The 19,466-nt window shown below is 42.8% G+C and carries 14 protein-coding genes; all 14 read right to left on the bottom strand.

The window, feature by feature from the left end; translation table 11 throughout:
• Nucleotides 1-89 precede the first annotated feature (89 nt).
• Nucleotides 90-884, bottom strand: a complete 795-nt coding sequence (locus tag BUB77_RS25720; RefSeq protein ID WP_170866754.1) for a Cof-type HAD-IIB family hydrolase — start codon at nt 882-884, stop codon at nt 90-92.
• A gap of 72 nt (nt 885-956) precedes the next feature.
• On the bottom strand, nt 957-2,711 hold the full coding sequence (locus BUB77_RS25715; RefSeq protein WP_073280045.1) for an ABC transporter ATP-binding protein: 1,755 nt from the start codon (nt 2,709-2,711) through the stop codon (nt 957-959).
• A gap of 124 nt (nt 2,712-2,835) precedes the next feature.
• On the bottom strand, nt 2,836-3,810 hold the full coding sequence (gene pfkA, locus BUB77_RS25710) for a 6-phosphofructokinase (protein ID WP_073280044.1): 975 nt from the start codon (nt 3,808-3,810) through the stop codon (nt 2,836-2,838).
• Between the two features lie 36 nt (nt 3,811-3,846).
• On the bottom strand, nt 3,847-7,335 hold the full coding sequence (locus tag BUB77_RS25705) for a DNA polymerase III subunit alpha (RefSeq protein WP_073280043.1): 3,489 nt from the start codon (nt 7,333-7,335) through the stop codon (nt 3,847-3,849).
• A 187-nt stretch (nt 7,336-7,522) separates the two neighbouring features.
• Nucleotides 7,523-7,777, bottom strand: coding sequence for a hypothetical protein (locus tag BUB77_RS25700; protein WP_073280042.1), 255 nt, complete (start codon nt 7,775-7,777; stop codon nt 7,523-7,525).
• Between the two features lie 4 nt (nt 7,778-7,781).
• The gene (locus BUB77_RS25695) at nt 7,782-9,197 is read right to left on the bottom strand and encodes a polysaccharide deacetylase family protein (RefSeq protein ID WP_084124732.1); all 1,416 of its coding nucleotides are present in this window, start codon (nt 9,195-9,197) and stop codon (nt 7,782-7,784) included.
• Nucleotides 9,198-9,523: 326 nt separating this feature from the next.
• On the bottom strand, nt 9,524-9,778 hold the full coding sequence (locus tag BUB77_RS25690; protein ID WP_073280040.1) for an HPr family phosphocarrier protein: 255 nt from the start codon (nt 9,776-9,778) through the stop codon (nt 9,524-9,526).
• Complete coding sequence (whiA, locus tag BUB77_RS25685; RefSeq protein ID WP_073280039.1) at nt 9,753-10,739, bottom strand: DNA-binding protein WhiA; 987 nt, start codon at nt 10,737-10,739, stop codon at nt 9,753-9,755. Before whiA ends, BUB77_RS25690 begins: the two co-directional genes overlap by 26 nt.
• Nucleotides 10,740-10,742: 3 nt before the next feature.
• Complete coding sequence (rapZ, locus tag BUB77_RS25680; RefSeq protein WP_073280038.1) at nt 10,743-11,609, bottom strand: RNase adapter RapZ; 867 nt, start codon at nt 11,607-11,609, stop codon at nt 10,743-10,745.
• A gap of 23 nt (nt 11,610-11,632) precedes the next feature.
• Nucleotides 11,633-12,544 carry a UDP-N-acetylmuramate dehydrogenase gene (murB, locus tag BUB77_RS25675; protein ID WP_073280037.1) on the bottom strand — a complete coding sequence of 304 codons (912 nt, stop codon included), beginning with the start codon at nt 12,542-12,544 and terminating at the stop codon, nt 11,633-11,635.
• A gap of 144 nt (nt 12,545-12,688) precedes the next feature.
• Entirely contained in the window at nt 12,689-13,630 is a 942-nt protein-coding gene (locus BUB77_RS25670; protein WP_073280036.1) for an ROK family glucokinase, read from the bottom strand.
• Between the two features lie 53 nt (nt 13,631-13,683).
• Nucleotides 13,684-14,628 (bottom strand): HPr(Ser) kinase/phosphatase, encoded by a 945-nt coding sequence (gene hprK / locus BUB77_RS25665; RefSeq protein WP_073280080.1) that lies wholly within the window; start codon nt 14,626-14,628, stop codon nt 13,684-13,686.
• Between the two features lie 109 nt (nt 14,629-14,737).
• Nucleotides 14,738-16,615, bottom strand: coding sequence for an excinuclease ABC subunit UvrC (gene uvrC / locus BUB77_RS25660; protein ID WP_073280035.1), 1,878 nt, complete (start codon nt 16,613-16,615; stop codon nt 14,738-14,740).
• 157 nt (nt 16,616-16,772) lie between these two features.
• Nucleotides 16,773-18,821: an ATP-dependent zinc metalloprotease FtsH gene (ftsH, locus tag BUB77_RS25655; protein WP_084124730.1), complete on the bottom strand. Its 2,049-nt coding sequence runs from the start codon at nt 18,819-18,821 to the stop codon at nt 16,773-16,775.
• Nucleotides 18,822-19,466: the final 645 nt, after the last annotated feature.

The raw sequence follows: 19,466 nt of genomic DNA, 5'->3' as shown, positions 1-19,466 counted from the left end.
ATGATAGGATTTCCCTGCCCAATCCTGACAGTCCTCGTATACTATCATAGATTAGACGAAATAAATCATATTATGGTTCCCTGATTTGCTTATATTAATCCAAACTTTTTAAGTCCGTAATAAATTCCATCTTCCTTAATGGATAAGGTCTTGTATTTTGCTGCCTTTAATACTTCCGGATAGCTGTTTCCCATCGCTATGCCGTACTGCACATAGGAAAGCATCTCCATATCATTGGTGCTGTCTCCAAATGCATAGGTATCTTCTCTGTCTGCCTTAAGATTATCAAGAAATATCCGTATTCCCGTTGATTTATCATAGCCTTTTGGTGTCATTTCAAAATTACCGTCAATGTGGTAGATCAGATGGTACTTCTCTTTCAGCTTTTGGGCGGCCATATCCACAGAGCTGTCCGCCGAAGGAAAACAGGTAAACTTATTCATAACATAGTCTTTCTTCTCAATGGTTCTGGTCCTGCCATTGGCATACCTTTTTGAAAATTCAATAGACTCCAGGTATTCTTCTGAGCTGTCCTCATTGTCGAAATAGATGAATTCCGGTCCTTCCAGAATAAAATGAATACCTGATTCTCTCAATAGGGTAATGGTCTCTTCTCCCGACTCCGGTCCCATAACCTTATTGTGCAGTAACTTTCCCTGATATTCCACATAGGTTCCGGCACCTGCCACCACTCCGGAAAAGCCCAGTCCGGTCAGGTAATCAGGAACCATCACTCTGGCTCTGCCCGTACATATCACCGGGATATGCCCCCGCTCTATCAGTTCCCTTATTGCCTGCTTTGTAAGCTCCGTAACCCCTAATTCATGGTCATAAAGAGTACCGTCAATATCAAAAAAGATTATCTTCCTGTCTATTTCGTCCACATCCTTCCCAAGTTCATGGAGCTGCTGCTCTTTGTAAGCAGCAGCCCTCCTTTCTATACCAGTATCGTGTTGTCATGCCATTATCTGTCCGGCATTCTGTGTCAGCTTGTAGAGCCCTGCGTAAACACCGTCTTTTTCTAACAGTTCCGTGTGGGTGCCCCGCTCTGCAATGCCATCCTCTGTAAGTACAATAATATTACCTGCGTTGCGTATGGTAGAAAGCCTGTGGGCAATAACGAAGGTAGTTCTGTTTTTCGCAAGCTTCTCCAGGGATTCCTGTACGATTTTTTCACTTTCGTTGTCAAGAGCAGAGGTTGCCTCATCAAAGATAAGCACCGGCGGATTCTTAAGAAAGACTCTTGCAATACTGATACGCTGTTTTTGTCCTCCCGATAATTTCACACCTCGCTGGCCGATGTAGGTATCGTAGCCATCGGGCAATTCCATAATAAAGTCATGGGCATTGGCATTCCTGGCTGCTTCTATAATTTCTTCATCGGTTGCTTCCAGGTTTCCGTAACGGATATTTTCCATTACGCTTCCGGCAAACAAATACACCTCCTGCTGCACAATACCGATATTTTTTCTCAAGGATCGAAGCCTGATATCCCTTATATCCTTTCCATCCAGGAGAATCTCTCCCTCCGCTACTTCATAAAATCTTGGGATAAGACTGCAAAGAGTCGTTTTTCCCACACCGGAGGGACCAACCAGTGCCACGTAATCACCGGCACCAACCTTCAGATTGATATTCCGGAATACCTCTGATTTTGTCTCATTGTATTTAAAGGAAACATTTTTAAATTCAATATTTCCCTTTACATCCTTTAAGCCTGCTGCTTCTTTCCTGTCAACGATGTCCGGCTGTATTTCCATGATTTCCATAAAGCGGTCGAAGCCGGTAATTCCGTTCTGGAACTGCTCCGTAAAGTTAATCAGCTTTCTTACCGGCTCAATGATGTTATTGATATAAAGTAAAAAGGTCAGCAGGTCGGCAAGCTTAATAATATCCTTTGCAATAAATAAGGAGCCGCCTACAATAACAGCGATGTTAATAAAGGTCGTACACATACCAAGACCGGAGTGAAAGGTCGCCATCTGCCAGTAGCTGTTCCGTTTGCTCTCCACAAATCTCGCATTTCCGTCATGGAACTTATCAATTTCACGATTTTCATTGGCAAAGGATTTTACTACACGAATACCGGACAGGTTATCCTCTATCTGGGCATTAATTTCTGATATCCTGTCCCTGTTCTTTCGAAAGGCACTGTTCATTTTGTGCTGCATGTGATAAGCAAAGGTGAACATGATGGGAATAAAAGCAAATACAATAATCGTAATGGGAAGATTGATCTGAATCAGGATAACGAAAGCACCGACGAACTTGATGATGGATATTACAATATCCTCAGGACCATGATGGCATAGCTCCGTAATATCAAATAAATCATTGGTTATCCTGGACATAAGCTGTCCCGTCTTCTGGTTGTCATAGAAGTTAAAGGATAGCTTCTGATAATGCTCAAAGATGTCATTCCGCATGTCATATTCCATCTTTGCTCCCATAACATGCCCCTGATAAGCGATATAGAAGTTTGATACAAATTCAAGTACAGCCAGCCCTATCATCAGCAGTGCCAGCTTTATAATAGTGGAAAACACCTGTGATATATCATATTTTCCTAAAAGGTCATTGGTTATGTACCTTACAATCAAAGGATATACCAGGGATATGGCCGCTGCCATCAGTGCAAAAAACATATCCGAAAGGAACAATCCCTTATATGGTTTATAGTAGGATAAGAATTTTTTGGATCGGGTACTCATTTTATTACCTGTGCCTTTCCCTTATAATAGTTTTATAATAATCATAATAAAAGCCCGACCCCTTGGCAACACCTAATTTTAGAAAGTGCTAACTGGTCAGGCTTTTAACTTGTTCAGAAATGAATTACTTGGATAATCTCTTTGCCAAATCGTACAGGTATTGGTCAATATCCTTCTTCATTGCCAGAGCTTCTTCGATATCAAAATCTACGAATTCCCCGTCCTTATATCCTACGACGCGGTTGCTGGCACCTTTGGAAAGTAAATCAACTGCAATAGATCCCATGGTTGAAGCATATACCCTGTCTCTGCAGGTAGGGCTTCCTCCACGCTGGATATGTCCGATAATCGTTGCTCTCGTCTCAATTCCGGTAGCTGCTTCGATTCTCTTGGCCATCCCATAGGAATCACCGATACCCTCTGCATTTACAATGATATGGTGTTTCTTGCCCATCTGCTTTCTGTGGACAATATTATCTATGATCTTCTGCTCGTTGTGGTCATATCTTTCCGTAATCAGGATATCCTCCGCTCCGTTGGCAATTCCGCACCACAAAGCGATATATCCGGCATTTCTTCCCATAACTTCAATGATACTGCATCTTTCATGAGATGTTGAAGTATCTCTGACCTTATCAATTGCTTCCATGGCAGTGTTTACTGCCGTATCGAATCCGATGGTATAATCGGTACAGGCAATATCCAAATCAATGGTTCCAGGAAGGCCTATGGTATTAATTCCTCTTGCAGCAAGCTTTTCCGCTCCCTGGAAGGAACCATCTCCTCCGATAACCACTACTCCGTCAATGCCATGCTTTCTGCAGATTTCCGCACCTTTGTCCTGACCCTCTGAAGTCATAAATTCCTTACTTCTGGCAGTATAAAGAATCGTACCTCCGCGCTGGATAATATCGGATACACTCTTTCCGTCCATGTCCACGATATCTTCTTCCAATAAACCGCTGAAGCCTCTGCGTATTCCTTTCACGTTTAATCCGTTAGCCAATGCAGTTCTGACTACAGCTCTTATGGCTGCGTTCATTCCGGGGGCATCTCCGCCGCTTGTCAGTACTCCTATTGTTTTAATCTCTTTTGCCATATCGTTCACCTCCAAGGAACTTGAATCGCTCTTATTTTACCCCTTTTTTCTCGCTTTTTCAATACTCATTTCTACTACTTTGACATTCCCGCTTCCGTAAGTTTCGGATAGTTTCGCCAGCAATTCATTTTCTGCCTTAATACTTTTGGATTTCGGCAGTTGTTTTATTGCTTTTTCACATTCCAGAAAGATGCAGACCTGGTCATTGCCATCATATTGGCTTAAAATGCCGTATAGTCTTTGTTCATCTTGCACAAAACTTTCTTTATCTTTATATTTAATCCACACTTCCTTGGGATTGTCAGCAAAAGGGATAATTTCCTGACAGATAAGCTTCGCTGCCTTTTCCTCTTCCACTGTTATTTTTCCCTTAACCAGTATTTTATTATCTTCGTATAACAGGGTTTTATACTTCTCATAATCCCTGGGGAAGAGAATAATTTCAACTGCCCCTGCCATATCTTCCAAGGTGATAAATGCCATCATGGAATTATTTCTGGTCGTTTTTACGGTTTTTGCAGATATGATTCCGCCGACTACGGAAATCTCCCCGTCTTCTGCTTTCGTCTGTCCGGTTTCCTCATCCAAAGCAAAGTCAAGGGTAGTATGGGTGATGTTCTTTTTCAGCAGCTCTTCATAGCTTTCCAGGGGATGGCCGCTAACATAGATACCCATAACCTCTTTTTCCAGGGCAAGCAGCTGTTCCTTGGAGTATTCACCGATATCCGGATACGTAATCTCCATTTCCTGCCTGTCCTCTTCTTCCGCAAAGTCAAAGAGGGAAAGCTGCCCGGTCAGATTCCTCTTCTTATTCTGGGCAACCTCATCCAGCACCTGGACATATACCATCATTTTCTGTTTTCTGGTTCCGGTAAGGCTGTCAAAGGCACCGGATTTGATAAAGCTTTCTACAGTCCTCTTATTTACCTCCTTGCCGGAAAGCCTCTCTGCAAAATCTTTCAGGGAGGTAAAGGCTCCGCCTGCTTCCCGCTCCCTTACAACACTCTCGATTACCGGCCTGCCAAGTCCTTTAATGGCAGAAAGCCCGTACCGGATAGCACCGCCGGATACGGAGAAGGTAGCGTCACCTTCATTGATATCGGGGGGAAGTATTTTAATTCCCATCTGGCGGCAGGTAAAGATGTACTCTGCCACCTTTCCGCCATTATCAATGACAGAGGTCAGTAAGGCTGCCATGAACTCCACCGGATAATAGCATTTTAAGAATGCGGTCTGATAGGATACCACCGCATAAGCAGCTGCATGGGACTTATTAAAAGCATACTTTGCAAAATCCGTCATTTCATCAAAAATATGGTTTGCTACCCCTTCCGGTATTCCGTTTTTGATACAGCCGGCTACTCCCTCTTCTTCGTTGCCATAGACAAAATTATGCCGCTCCTTCTCCATAACCGATGCCTTTTTCTTTGACATGGCACGGCGCACCAGATCACTGCGTCCATAGCTGTAGCCTGCCAGGTCTCTAACTATCTGCATAACCTGCTCCTGGTATACAATACAGCCGTAGGTAGGTGAAAGAATAGGCTCCAGCTGGGCACATTCATAGGCAATGTTTCCTTCGTTGCTCTTGCCCTTAATATACTTTGGTATAAAGTCCATGGGACCCGGTCTGTAAAGAGAGATTCCGGCGATAATATCCTCCATGTTCTTAGGCTTTAATTCCTTCATGAAGCTCTTCATCCCGGAGCTTTCAAGCTGGAATACGCCCTCTGTTTTGGCGGAGGCTATCATGTTATATACAACGGGATCTTCATAATCTATTTTATCTATATCAAGGATTTCTTCTTCCTCTTTGCTCTTATTAATAAGCCGTACTGCATTTTGTATTACCGTAAGGGTACGCAGACCCAGAAAGTCCATCTTTAAGAGTCCCAGCTCCTCCAGGGTGGTCATGGTAAACTGGGTGGTGACAGATTCATCGGAAGCTCTGGATACGGGTACATATTCCACTACCGGTGCCTTACTGATAACAACTCCCGCGGCATGCATGGAGGTATGTCTTGGGAGTCCTTCCAGACGCAGGGACATATCGATAAGGTACTTTATCTCCTCGTCGGAATCATACAAATTCTTAAGCTCCCTGTTAATTTCCAGTGCCCGGCCAATGGTGATGCCAAGCTCCATGGGAATCATCTTTGCTACCGTATCTACTCTGGCATATCCCAGGTCCAAAGCACGTCCCACATCACGTATTACGGCTCTGGCAGCCATGGTTCCAAAGGTTACGATCTGCACCACACGATCCTTGCCGTATTTTCTTACCACATAATCAATGACCTCCTGCCTGCGCTCATAGCAGAAGTCAATATCGATATCCGGCATGGTAAGCCTTTCGGGATTTAAGAATCTTTCAAAGAGCAGATTATACTTTATAGGGTCAATGTTCGTAATTCCCAAGGAATAGGAAACCAGACTTCCCGCCGCACTGCCTCTTCCCGGACCTACACTGATGTCGTTATCCCTGGCATATTTAATAAAGTCCCCGACAATTAAAAAGTAATCCACAAAGCCCATATTGGTAATGGTATCTATTTCATAGTTCAGCCTGTCTAAAAGCTCTTCATAGGAATCCGGATATCTGCCCTGCAGCCCTTCATAGCAGAGTTTCTTTAAATATTCCAGAGCACTGTAGCCCTGAGGCACATCAAATTTCGGCAGCTTATACTCTCCGAATTCTATGGTCACATTACATCTTTGTGCAATAGCGTAAGTATTTTCAAGAGCTTGAAGCGCATAGGGAAAGAGCTTTTTCATCTCTTCTTCCGACTTGATAAAATACTGTCCTCCTTCATACCTCATGCGGTTCTCATCGGATACCTTTTTCTGGGTCTGGATGCACAAAAGGATATCATGAGCCTGCGCGTCGCTCTCCATGGTATAATGAACATCATTGGTCGCCACAAGGGGTATTCCTGTTTCCTCACTTAAGCGAAGAAGCCCCTGATTGACATCGGCCTGTTCCGGAATCCCATGGTCCTGTAATTCCAGAAAGTAATTTCCTTCACCAAATATCTGACGATAATGAAGGGCCGCCTGTTTGCCTTCCTCATAAAATCCCTTGCGGAGGTAACTTGCCACCTCTCCTGCAAGGCAGGCACTAAGGGCTATAATTCCCTCACTGTGTTTTTCCAGCACCTCATAGTCTACACGGGGCTTGTAGTAAAAGCCCTCCAAAAATCCAGCAGAAACAATCTTCATGAGATTTTGATAGCCTGTATTATTTTCTGCCAAAAGGATAAGGTGGTAGTACCTCTCATCGGAAGCTCCCGCTTCTCTGTCAAAACGGGAACCGGGAGCCACATATACCTCGCAGCCGATAACCGGCTTTATTCCTTCGGCAAGGCAGGCTTTATAGAAATCTATAACACCATACATAACACCATGGTCTGTGATTGCCATGCTGTCCATGCCAAGCTCCTTGACCCTGGAGACCATTTCTTTTATTTTTCCCGAGCCGTCAAGAAGGCTGTATTCTGTATGTAAATGCAAATGGGTAAAGCTCATATCCTACCATTCCCTTCTAATATCCAATTACTATACTTGTGTCTCCATACGTAAGCCATGTTACATGGATGCCAACAAACTTTCAAATTTATTTCACCTGAATTTCCAGGAATTTTGTCTTTCTTTCAGCTATTATCATAACATATTTTCGACTGATTGCCTACCATAAACTTGATACTGCTCACGGCTAACGCATGAGACCAAATAATGGATATACGCTGTTTTGCCTGCCAGTCACGTTTTCTGCCGTTTTAGTGGAATAAGGGTTCTCGCGTAACAAAACTCCAAAACAACCTCCTTGGTCATCGTCAGTTTCCACAAACTTCCTCCATGCGCTTACCGTGTGACTTTGCTGAAAATCTCCTGTCCGGAAAATATGCGGTTTGTAATTTAAGAAAAAAACAGATGGAGGAAAATACCCTCCATCTGCATGTCTTTTCATATTTTTATTTCTCCCACTTAGGCCTGTTAGGGTCGATTACTTTGCTTAAGTCAAATAAATCCTTCAGCCTCTCCGGGAATTCCAGCATGGCCTGCCCATCCATAGGCCTTCTGGTCATTCTGACATAATCAGTCTTTATCTGCATCCAAGGTTCCTTAAACACTCCGCAGAAATAGTCAAATCCTGATTTCTTTAGATACTTGAATTTATCACTATTGTAATGTCCCATGGTTGTTTCTATATCAATACCAAAGGGAAAGATCAGGATGTCGGTGGGTCCAATAAGGCTTCCAACTTCCTTCTCCCAGCGGTCGGTATCCTTTACAATAAAGTTATAGGTTGCCTTTTCCATATTTCTGTGACCGTAGCTGTGAGAAGCGAATTCCCAGCCTCTTTCCTTCATTACCTTTACTATCTTTTTTACCGATTCCTTATCCTGCTTATAGGTAGGTGAGGAGGCATCATTTGTACGGTAGCCGAGAGCACCCTCATAGCCGGTCAATGCAAGAATTGCTCTTGCTCCCTTATAAGAGAAATCCGGGTGTTCTTTTATAAACTTCTCCAGAAGAGGCACCATGTCATAATCTCCCACACTTACGGAACCATCATCCATTACCATTTCCGTGGTAGGACTATTGTCCTTATCCAGTACGATTCTTTTTGCAAAACCGTCACCGGTCATATATTCATAATAATTCACATCATCCTGGGATATTACCAGCGGCTTCTTATCCGGCGGAAGCATAATATCTCCCGGCTCAAAGCTTACACTGCCGTCCTTGCCCTTACCCTTTTTGGAAACGTCATGGAGCTTGACCAGCACATATCCCTGGTCATACAGCTGCTGCAGCATGGCATTGAATTCCGATATGGTGGTCATATAGTAATTATAACCCTTTTGCTTATAATCGCCGTCAAAAGCTTTGCTGTCATCGGCCACTAATATATGAAAGAATATATGGTTGATTTGGCTGGCGGAATCATAGGCTCCAAAGCGCTTTAGTGTACTTTTCTTTTCCTCGTAGCCGCTAAGGGCATCCGTAAGTATTTTAACCTGTGTATAGTTATCAAATCCCTTCACCATGGTAATTGCTTTGTCATAATCATACTGCATGGCACTAAGATTTGCTTTTTCCAATAACTCCTTTGCTTCCTTTTCCCTTTTTTCTTCCTCTGTCAGCGGAGTTGGTGTCGGTGTCCCCTTTACATTGGTATTTTTCCCTGAAGAACCCTTTTTCCCTGATGAATTCTGCCCTGTTTTAACTGTATTACTATTACCATCCTTATGATAAAAGTTTTTCATATAAATAAAATATACGGCAACAATTACGCAAATCAACGCTGCTTCAATGGCCAGCAGAAGTATTTTGTTGAATTTCTTTCTATTCTTATTTGTATATGAGCTTCTTTGCTCCTTCATCTGGGCGACTTCCTTTCTAAGATTTGACTTTGGTTTCATATTACATGAATTATATTAAGATAATAAAATGTTCCTGTAATTAGTATTCCATTTTATGTATTAGTTATAATAGATAATTTTTCCTATTTTTGAAACAATCTGTTTGTATTATAACACAAGGGATGCAGGAAGTGTTTAAGGTTTTATTACGTTAATATGATATTTTTTTCTCATTTATCTACAAATTATTAAAAAAAATGAAATAAAGAGAGGTAATATACCGGACCTTGCGGGTATATTATCTCTCTTTACTTATGTCCTGACTTATTATTAACAGTTTTTGCTGTCTATTTACTGCTTAAGTATTTCTCAATATTCTCCATAGCTACATCCTCGTCTGCCCCCTCAGCAGTAACTGTAACCTCTTCTCCAGCAGCAAGCCCAAGACTCATCATCCCCATGATACTCTTGGCATTTACCTTTTTCTCTTCACACTCTACGTAGATACTGCTTTCATATTGACTGGCGACCTGTACAAGCAATGCGACCGGTCTTGCCTCCAACCCTGTTGGAATATTAATCAATATTCTCTTTGATACCATAATTTACTTCCTCCTTTTGTTCCCTTAAGTTATCAGCTAATATGCTAAGTTTCCTCAATCTATGATTTACACCTGATTTACCTATAGGCGGATTAAGCAATGCACCTAATTCCTTTAAGGATGCCTCCGGGTATTCCAGCCGAAGTTCCGCAATTTCCTCCAGTCCCTCTGCTAATTCTCCTAACCCAACTGTTTTTTTTAAATACCTGATATCATCCAGCTGTTTGGAGGCAGCCATAACTGTTTTATTAATATTTGCCGCTTCACAATTTACCTGCCGGTTTATCGAATTCCTCATCTCTTTTAGTATACGTACATTTTCTAAATTCATGAGTGCTACATGCGCTTCCATGATATTTAATAAATCCACTATCTGAGAACCTTCCTTTACATAAACGACAAAATACTTCTTTCTTCTGACTATTTTTGCATCAACAGAAAAGCTGTTGATTATATCCCGAAGCTGGATTGCCTTGTCCTCATTGGGTGCAACGATTTCAAAATGATACGTCTTTTCAGGGTCACTGATGGAGCCGGAAGCTAAAAAAGCCCCCCTGATAAATGCCCTTTTACAGCAGGCATTCTGTATTACAAGATTACTTACCACCGACAGATTCTCACCGATTTCCATGGATTCATCCATTAACTTGGTGGCTTTCAGGATTCTGACGGCATCGTCGTGTTCCGCAATGCTCAGGGTATACATCTTACTCATCTTGAGGTAGGAGTTCTGCCTGATTGAAATTTCTGTATTTATATTAAATGTTTTCTTTATTAATGTAAAGTACTTTCTTGCGACGGTTATATTTTCTGTATGAATCTTCAGGGTTATGCAATCCTTGTCGTTGATAAGTATCCGCCCGCACAGGCTGATTACCGCTGCGATTTCAGCTATCATACAGTGTCTGGCAGGATTCAGCTGTCTGGACAGTTCATCCTTCACTTCCTTGGAAAATGACATGGCTTATCTCCTTGCATCTTTATCAATATCCCTGTGTTCAACCTTTATACCATACTTCAGGCTTTTCAGCCTTTCAAAAAGTTCATTGGCAAGGGTTACGGAACGGTGTTTTCCGCCGGTACAGCCTATGCTGATAACAAGCTGGTTCTTTCCTTCTATAATATAATTGGGAATCAAAAAATTTATCATATCATAAAGCTTGTTCAAAAATTCCACTGCCTGAGGGGCACTCATTACAAAATCCCTGACAGGCCTGTCATTTCCCGTCTGAGGCTTCAGCTCCGCATCATAAAAGGGATTTGGCAGGAACCTTACGTCAAATACCAGATCGGAATCCATCGGTATTCCATACTTGAAGCCAAAGGAGAGTATTGTAATATAAAAATTATTATATTTCTCATTGAGGGTATAGATTTTATCAATCTGGCTTTTTAATTCTCTTGTAAGCAGATGGCTGGTATCGATGATAATATCCGCTTTTTTCTTGATGAATTCAAGCTTTTTCCTCTCTGTTTCAATACCCTGCTCCACCCGGCCTCCCCCTGACAGAGGATGTATCCTTCTGGTTTCCTTATAACGCTTTACAAGAACCTCATCGGTAGCATCCAAATAGAGAATTTCAAAATGATAACCTTTTTTTGATATTTCCTTCAGGATATCATCCAATTCCTCCAGGGCCTGTCCGCTTCGAATGTCTACTCCCAGAGCTACCTTGTCAAACTTCTCATTTCCATTAAAGGTAATCTGAACAAATTTAAAAATAAGCTGAATCGGAAGGTTGTCTACACAGAAATATCCTGCGTCTTCCAGCATTTTAAGTGCCGAGCTTTTGCCTGCCCCTGACATTCCTGTAACAATAACTAGTCTCATTGGTTAACCTGGCCTTTCTCTTCTTAAAATTCCCCTAAAAGCCGTACCTCCGGTTCCAGTCTGATTCCCTGTTTTTCATAGACGATACGGATGACCTCCTGAATCAAGGTGTATATCTCCAAAGCGCTTGCGCCTCCTTTGTTTATTACAAAGCCGCAGTGCTTTTCCGACACCCCTGCATTTCCGATACTGAAACCTCTGAGTCCGGAATCCATAATTAATTTACCTGCAAAATAACCCTCCGGCCTTTTAAAGGTGCTTCCTGCGCTGGGGTATTCCAAAGGCTGTTTTTCTTCTCTTTTTCTTGTCAATTCTGCTATGGCAGCCCTGATATCTTCTTCTTTTCCTTCCTTTAAGAGAAAGGAAGCGGAAAGGACTACCATGTGTTCTTCCTGAATAATGCTGGTCCGGTAACCAAGGCGAAGTTCCTGCTTTTCAAGAAAATGCACCCTGCCGTCCGTATCCAGTACTGTGGCGTCCGAAATGATGTCCTTCATCTCACCGCCGTAAGCACCTGCATTCATGGTTACGGCTCCGCCCAAGGTTCCGGGAATTCCGCTGGCAAATTCAAAGCCTGCCAGACTTTTTTCTGCTATTTTCTCCGCCAGTTCGGAAAGAGAGGCTCCTGCCTGAGCAGTTACCTTGCTGCCTTCTATCCCAATACGGCTGAAATTTTTTGCAAGCTTAATGATAACTCCCCGGTAGCCTTTGTCACTGACAAGGAGATTGCTTCCTTTACCAAGGATAAAGTAAGGCATCTTTTCTTCCTGGCACAGCTTAATTGCTTCCGCTACCTGGCTTTCATCCTCCGGCAGCAGGAAATAATCGGCCGGCCCGCCTATCTGAAAGGTTGTATGGCTGGCAAGAGGTTCTTTTATCCTTATCTGCTCCCTCTTTAACAGGCTCTGTAATCTCTGATAAAATACCTCGCTCATATTCACTCCATATAAGGGACTGTTTCTTCCCTCAGGTTAATTATCTCATTTAATATATGTTTTATTTCAAATTGATATACCTAATGTATGGTCCGCTTCTATCATACAATAAGCGTAATATTTTCGCAATACCATTCCGCTATGTTATTTTCCCAGAATTAATTTGGCACTTCCATAAATTCCTGCATCATTTCCCAGAGTAGCCAGCTTGAATTCTTTTCCTTTTAAGGCAAGCATTACATTCTGCTCGAAATGCTTTTTAATTACATCTAAAAGCATTTCTCCGGCTTTTGATACTCCTCCTCCGATTACAAAGGCTTCCGGGTCAACGACAGCTGCCACATGGGAAAGGGCGATTCCCAAATATCTGCCTAACTGGTCAACGCAGCGGAGGGCAAGTGCATCTCCCTCTTTTGCTGCATCAAAAATTGCTTTAGCAGAAAGTGAGGTGACCTCTCTTAAGGAAGAAGCTTCCGTGCTGCCTTCCAGCATTCTCCTGGTTTCCTTTACAATACCTGTGGCAGAAGCAAATTGCTCCAGGCATCCATGTTTTGTGCAGTTACAGCTTTCAGGCTCATCATAGCTTACCGTAATATGGCCGATTTCTCCTGCCGCTCCATTGCTTCCGGTTACAATCTTACCGCCCAGAATAACGCCGCCGCCGACACCAGTTCCCAGTGTTACCATGATAATATCCTGATAGCCTTTTCCGCCTCCCTGCCACATCTCGCCTAAGGCAGCTACATTAGCATCATTTCCGACTTTGGTCTCAAAACCGGTAAGGGCTTTCATTTCTTTGGCTACATTGATAATTCCCCATCCCAGGTTAACACATTGAATAACTGTTCCGTCTTCCTTTACAGGTCCCGGCACTCCGATTCCGATTCCGATAACGTCTTCTTTCTTTAAAGATTTTTCCGCAATCTTTTTCTCCAAAGAAGCTGCCACATCTTTTAATATGAAGCTTCCCTTCTCTTCTTTTCTGGTGGGAATCTCCCAGTTATCCAAAAGTTCTCCGTCCTGTGTAAATAAACCAAGCTTTACGGAGGTACCCCCGATATCAATGCCAAAGCATAAATTTCCCATAGTATTCTCTACCTTTCTGCTAGTGTTATTTTGCCTTTGTAAAAATTATTACTCTAATATTCATCTTCGTCCTGTTTTGACTTTTTCATTAAGTTATTGGTTACCCGGTTATATAACTCCTGGGCAGCATTATATCCCATTTTCTTCTGCCTGTAGTTGACAGCAGCAGATTCTACGATAATGGCAAGGTTCCTGCCGGGTCTTATGGGTATGGAATGGCACACGACTTTATTTCCCAGGAATTCCGTGTACTGCTCTTCCAGCCCCAGCCTGTCGTATTCCTGGTCTTTGTTCCATTCCTCCAGCTTGATGACCAAATCGATGGATTGCGTGTTTTTAACACTTTCCACACCAAAAAGGGTCTTGACATCTATAATACCGATACCCCGAAGTTCAATGAAATGCCTGGTTATATCCGGCGCAGTTCCAATCAGGGTATCATCACTTACTTTTTTAATCTCTACCACATCATCCGTTACCAGACGGTGTCCTCTCTTAATAAGCTCCAGGGCAGCTTCGCTCTTGCCGATTCCGCTCTCACCGGTAATTAAGATACCCTCGCCGTACACATCCACCAATACGCCATGGATAGAAATGCGGGGAGCAAGCTCCACATTCAGCCAGCGAATTACCTCAGCCATAAAGGAAGAAGTCGTCTTAGCGGTTCTCAAAATAGGGATACCTTTTTCATAAGCAAGCTCAATAAGCTCTTCCTTTACCTCAATATTTCTGCAAAATACAATACAGGGTACCTTATAGTCCATGAGCTTGGACAGTATCCCGATTTCATCCTCCGATATTTTCTGTAAATAGGCGTTTTCCACATGCCCGATTACCTGAACCCTTTCCGAATCAAAATAATCAAAGAAACCAGCCAATTGCAGTGCCGGCCTGTTCACATCCGGCTGTGACAGCTTTATATGCCTGATATCCAATTCAGGGGTGAGATTTTCAAGGTTCATTTTTTCAATCAATTTCGATAACTGTACCGTATACATAGCTCTCCCTTCCTGCAAACCACCCTTTATACAGGGCTGTTTCATCCATGTTATTTTATCACAGCCAAAGGCTGCATGCAAATATAAACACAAATGCCTTCAGAATTCTTTATTCTTCGCCATCTTCCTTATGAAAAAAATCATACACCTGCTTTGCCGCACGCATATTCATTGTTTCAATTGCCGCCAGCTCCTCAATGGCCGCCGCCTTGACATCCTCCAGGGACTGGTAGTGCTTCATCAAAGCTCTTCTTCTTGCCGCACCCACCCCTTCAATATCATCCAGAATTGAGTGGACCTGGCTTTTGCCTCTTAAACTTCTGTGGTACTCTATGGCAAAGCGGTGAGTCTCATCCTGTATTCTGGTAACCAGTTTAAAGGTTTCTGAGGAAGGGGATAAGGGAAGCTCTTCATCGCAGAATAAGAGTCCTCTTGTCCTGTGGTTGTCATCCTTCACCATACCGCATACCGGAATGTTCAGCTTTAAATCCTCCAGGACCTTTAAGGCAATATGTACCTGGCCCTTTCCGCCATCCATAAGGATAAGGTCCGGATAGCGGTTAAAGCTTCCGTATTCCTCTCCTAACATCTTCTCCTTCAGCTCTTCCTGCTCCCTCATACCATGGGTGAATCTTCTGGTCAATACTTCATGCATGGAAGCATAATCATCAGGCCCTTTGACAGATTTTATCTTAAATTTTCTATAGTCATTGCGCTTTGGCTTTCCACTTTCGTAGACTACCATAGAGCCTACCGAGTCAAATCCGCTGATATTGGAAATATCAAAGGCCTCAATCCGGCGCAGGCCTGGTATGTTAAGCATTTCACCAAGAACAGCCAGGGCTCCTGTGGTCTTTGCTTCTTCTCTCTTAATCTTTTCCGCATCCTGCTGTAATACAAGGGAAGCATTCTTTCTGGCCAGTTCTACCAGCCTCTCCTTTTCTCCCTTGACCGGCATCTTGATATGAACCTTCTGTCCCCTTTTTGCCCCAAGCCATTCTTCAAGAATCTCCTGCTCCTCCACATTGTCACTGACATAAAGCTCCCTTGGCACATAGGGGGTTCCGGCATAGAACTGCTTGATAAAGCTGGTTACCAGGCTGCTTTTTGTCTCGCTTGTGACATTGGTCAGGTAGTGATGCTCTCTGCCAATCAGCTTTCCACTGCGTATAAAGAATACCTGTACGACTGCCTCGTCTCCTGCGCTGGCCACTGCCAGTACGTCCCTGTCTTCCTGCTCCTGTCCCGTGATTTTCTGCTTTTCCGATATTTGTTTTACACTGTTCAGCAAATCCCTGTAACTTGCTGCCTCTTCGAAGTCCATCTCTTCAGAGGCTTTAAGCATCCTGTTCTCCAGCTGCTTGAGCACCGGCGAAAAATTTCCGTTTAAAAATTCCAGGGCCTGGTTCACACATTCCCTGTACTCTTCCTTGGAAATATAGCCCTGGCAGGGAGCCTTGCATTGCTTGATATGATAATACAGGCAGGGCCTTTCCTTCCCGATATCCTTGGGAAGGTTACGGTTACAGGTTCTGGTCAGGTAGAGCTTCTGGATAAGCTCGATAGTGTCCTTTACTGCTTTGGAACTGGTGTAGGGTCCAAAATATTTCGCCTTGTCCTTTCCCCGCTGCCTGGCAAATAGAACTCTGGGAAAGTCCTCCTGTATGGTAACCTTGATATAGGGGTAGCTTTTATCGTCCTTCAGCATCGTGTTGTACTTTGGACGATGCTCCTTAATCAGGTTGCATTCCAGTACCAGGGCCTCCAACTCAGAATCCGTGATGATATATTCAAAATACTGGATTCTGGACACCATCTGCTGGATTTTGGGCGTTAGGTTCCTGCTGTTCTGAAAATACTGCCTGACCCTGTTCTTAAGGCTGATAGCCTTTCCCACATATATAATGGTATCATGCTTATCATGCATAATGTAAACACCGGGCTTTCCCGGTAATTTTTTTAATTCTTCCTCTATATTAAAATACATCCTTGCTCCTTTCTTCTGAAAGAAATAGGAAATTGATTTCCTTACAAAACAAAATAATCCGGTGTATGGCTGTTATCCAGGCAGGATACTGTCACCCGGACCATACACCGAATTATTCTTTACCCTTCAACTGTTGATGTCAGTCTCTCTGGTAATATCAGTCGGTTGTTTCTTTATTGATATCAAGATTGATTACATGGCTCCCAAAAGGATCGCTTTCAGGGTCTGTTTTCTGCTCTTTTGCATCTTCCTCTGCTTTTGCAGCATCTGTAATAACATATTTCTCTTCGGCTGCAGCTTTTGCATTCTGGTCATCTTTTTTACCGATGAAGGTAAGGCCTTTTTCTACTCTTACCCTGTTTAAGATTTCCATAAACTCTTTTCCGGAGATGGTTTCCTTCTCAATGAGGTAATCGGCAATCTCATCCAATACTTCCCGGTTTCCTTCCAACAGCCCCTGGGCTTTTACATAGCACTCCTTTAAGATAGCCATTACCTCATGGTCTATTTCGGCAGCAGTTGCATCTCCGCAGTTTAATACCGCTCTTCCGTCCAGATAACGGTTTTCCACGGATTCAAGTCCCATAAGGCCGAATTTTTCGCTCATGCCGTACTGGGTAACCATGGCTCTGGCTAACTCCGTAGCCTTCTCAATATCGTTGGAGGCACCTGTTGTAATGGAGTGGAATACCAGCTCCTCTGCGGCACGTCCTCCATACAGGGTAACAATTCTTGTAATGAGCTCATCTTTACTCATCAGGTACTTTTCTTCCTCCGGTACCTGCATGACATATCCCAGGGAGCCCATTGTTCTGGGCACGATGGTAATCTTTTGCACCGGCTCCGCATTTTTCTCAAGGGCAGTTACCAAGGCATGCCCAACCTCATGGTAGGCAACAATCTTTTTCTCTTCCTTGCTTAAAATACGGTCCTTCTTTTCTTTACCGGCAATAACCACTTCCACGGATTCAAATAAATCCTCCTGGGTCACTACATTCCTGCCCTGCTTTACGGCAAGAATGGCCGCCTCATTTATCATATTGGCAAGATCGGAACCTACTGCTCCCGAGGTTGCCAGAGCAATCCCTTCTAAATCAACGGAATCATGCATTAATACATCCTTGGCATGAACCTTTAAGATATCGACTCTTCCCTTTAAATCCGGTTTGTCTACAATAATTCTTCTGTCGAAACGTCCCGGACGAAGAAGGGCCTTATCCAGAACCTCAGGACGGTTGGTGGCTGCCAGAATGACCAATCCCTTGGAGGAATCAAAACCATCCATTTCAGAAAGCAGCTGATTCAGGGTCTGCTCTCTTTCGTCATTGCCGCCGCCATAATGGCTGTCCCTGCTCTTACCAATAGCATCGACCTCATCAATAAAAATAATACAGGGTGCCATCTGCTGTGCCTGTTTGAATAAATCCCTTACTCTGGAAGCACCGACACCTACAAACATTTCTACGAAATCAGAACCGGAAAGGGAGAAAAAGGGAACCTTTGCTTCTCCCGCCACTGCCTTGGCAAGCAAGGTCTTACCGGTTCCCGGAGGGCCTACTAAAAGGGCACCTTTGGGAAGCTTTGCACCAATACGGGTATATTTGCCCGGATTGTGAAGGAAATCTACCAGTTCCTTTAAGGATTCCTTTGCTTCCTCCTGGCCGGCTACATCTTTAAAGTTGACTCCTGTCTCTTTTTCCACATATATTTTAGCGTTGCTTTTTCCTACTCCGCCCATCATGCCGCCGCTGCTCTTTGATATCATACGGAAGAGGAAATACCATACTACATAAATAAGTACAAAGGGCAATACCCAGGCAAGGATGACGTCAAGAATGGAGCTTCTTGCAGAAGTATCTCCCTTATATTCAACCTTAGCCTTATTCAGCTTTGTTACCAGGTCTTTATCATTGATAAGGCCTGTATAATATTTGATGCTGTAAACATCACTTGGCTGTTCCTTGGGTTCGATTACTATCCGGTCAGACTGAATTTTAACAGATTTTATCTTACCCTCGTCTAACATACTTTCAAATTTATTATAGGTTATTTCTATATTACTTCCTTCCTGAAACTGTTTTGCCAGAAAGGAAAATAAAATCAAGGTTACAACAGCAGCTATCAGAATATACAGCAAAGGCTTCTTATTATTATTGTTGCTGTTATTTGATCCGGGCTTGTTATTATTCCTGTTTTTATTATCCATACTCAACCTCCTTCGTATCCTTATTATTATCCGACAGATTATTTGCTTTCTATTTCTGTCCTTTTCTTCTATCTATTTTCTTCTAACCAATTACTTAAGCTGTTCTGCTCAGTGTCCGAACAGATTTGATCTGTATAGATTTAATGAAAGATTTATTTAATCTTAGATTTCATCTGCATGGATTTAACTTGTATGGATTTTTATTCTCCAACTTTATCAATATGTGTATTACAGTGATTGCTGTTTACACTTGTTCTGCTTTTACTGATATCCTTATCTGATATCTTTTACTTATCCCTTCTATTATATTTTATAATCTATTACCGGCAGATTTCTTTTTCGAAGTCCGCTGTTTATAAACATTTTCCAATATCCCTACCAGCAAAAGAGCGGAAGAAGTCTTTACAGGATAAAGCTGACTCCTGACTGTTCTTTCACTCTGCTAAGTTTGACTGCATTTTTATATTTTGGCAGTACCACAGACAAGTCTGCGGTATGCTATGATAGCATGTGTGAAAGAAAAGATATTGTGATTCTTTCACTTTTTTTATTTTGCGGCAATATCACAGACCCGGCTGCGATATGCAATGGGAGCAAGTGTGAAAGAAAAACGCTTTCACACTCCATTATTTATGGCAGTACCGC

Origin of the sequence: Anaerocolumna jejuensis DSM 15929 (assembly GCF_900142215.1) — a bacterium.
GTDB lineage: Bacteria > Bacillota > Clostridia > Lachnospirales > Lachnospiraceae > Anaerocolumna > Anaerocolumna jejuensis.
This window is presented reverse-complemented; position numbering and strand designations above follow the sequence as displayed.

Excerpts from the sequence above, each read along its gene's own strand:
- ftsH (WP_084124730.1), bottom strand. The coding sequence starts at position 18,821 with ATGGATAATAAAAACAGGAATAATAACAAGCCCGGATCAAATAACAGC.
- uvrC (WP_073280035.1), bottom strand. The coding sequence starts at position 16,615 with ATGTATTTTAATATAGAGGAAGAATTAAAAAAATTACCGGGAAAGCCC.
- rapZ (WP_073280038.1), bottom strand. The coding sequence starts at position 11,609 with ATGAGACTAGTTATTGTTACAGGAATGTCAGGGGCAGGCAAAAGCTCG.
- BUB77_RS25690 (WP_073280040.1), bottom strand. The coding sequence starts at position 9,778 with ATGGTATCAAAGAGAATATTGATTAATATTCCAACAGGGTTGGAGGCA.
- murB (WP_073280037.1), bottom strand. The coding sequence starts at position 12,544 with ATGAGCGAGGTATTTTATCAGAGATTACAGAGCCTGTTAAAGAGGGAG.
- hprK (WP_073280080.1), bottom strand. The coding sequence starts at position 14,628 with ATGTATACGGTACAGTTATCGAAATTGATTGAAAAAATGAACCTTGAA.
- BUB77_RS25670 (WP_073280036.1), bottom strand. The coding sequence starts at position 13,630 with ATGGGAAATTTATGCTTTGGCATTGATATCGGGGGTACCTCCGTAAAG.
- whiA (WP_073280039.1), bottom strand. The coding sequence starts at position 10,739 with ATGTCATTTTCCAAGGAAGTGAAGGATGAACTGTCCAGACAGCTGAAT.
- BUB77_RS25700 (WP_073280042.1), bottom strand. The coding sequence starts at position 7,777 with ATGAAAAGACATGCAGATGGAGGGTATTTTCCTCCATCTGTTTTTTTC.
- BUB77_RS25715 (WP_073280045.1), bottom strand. The coding sequence starts at position 2,711 with ATGAGTACCCGATCCAAAAAATTCTTATCCTACTATAAACCATATAAG.
- BUB77_RS25705 (WP_073280043.1), bottom strand. The coding sequence starts at position 7,335 with ATGAGCTTTACCCATTTGCATTTACATACAGAATACAGCCTTCTTGAC.
- pfkA (WP_073280044.1), bottom strand. The coding sequence starts at position 3,810 with ATGGCAAAAGAGATTAAAACAATAGGAGTACTGACAAGCGGCGGAGAT.
- BUB77_RS25695 (WP_084124732.1), bottom strand. The coding sequence starts at position 9,197 with ATGAAGGAGCAAAGAAGCTCATATACAAATAAGAATAGAAAGAAATTC.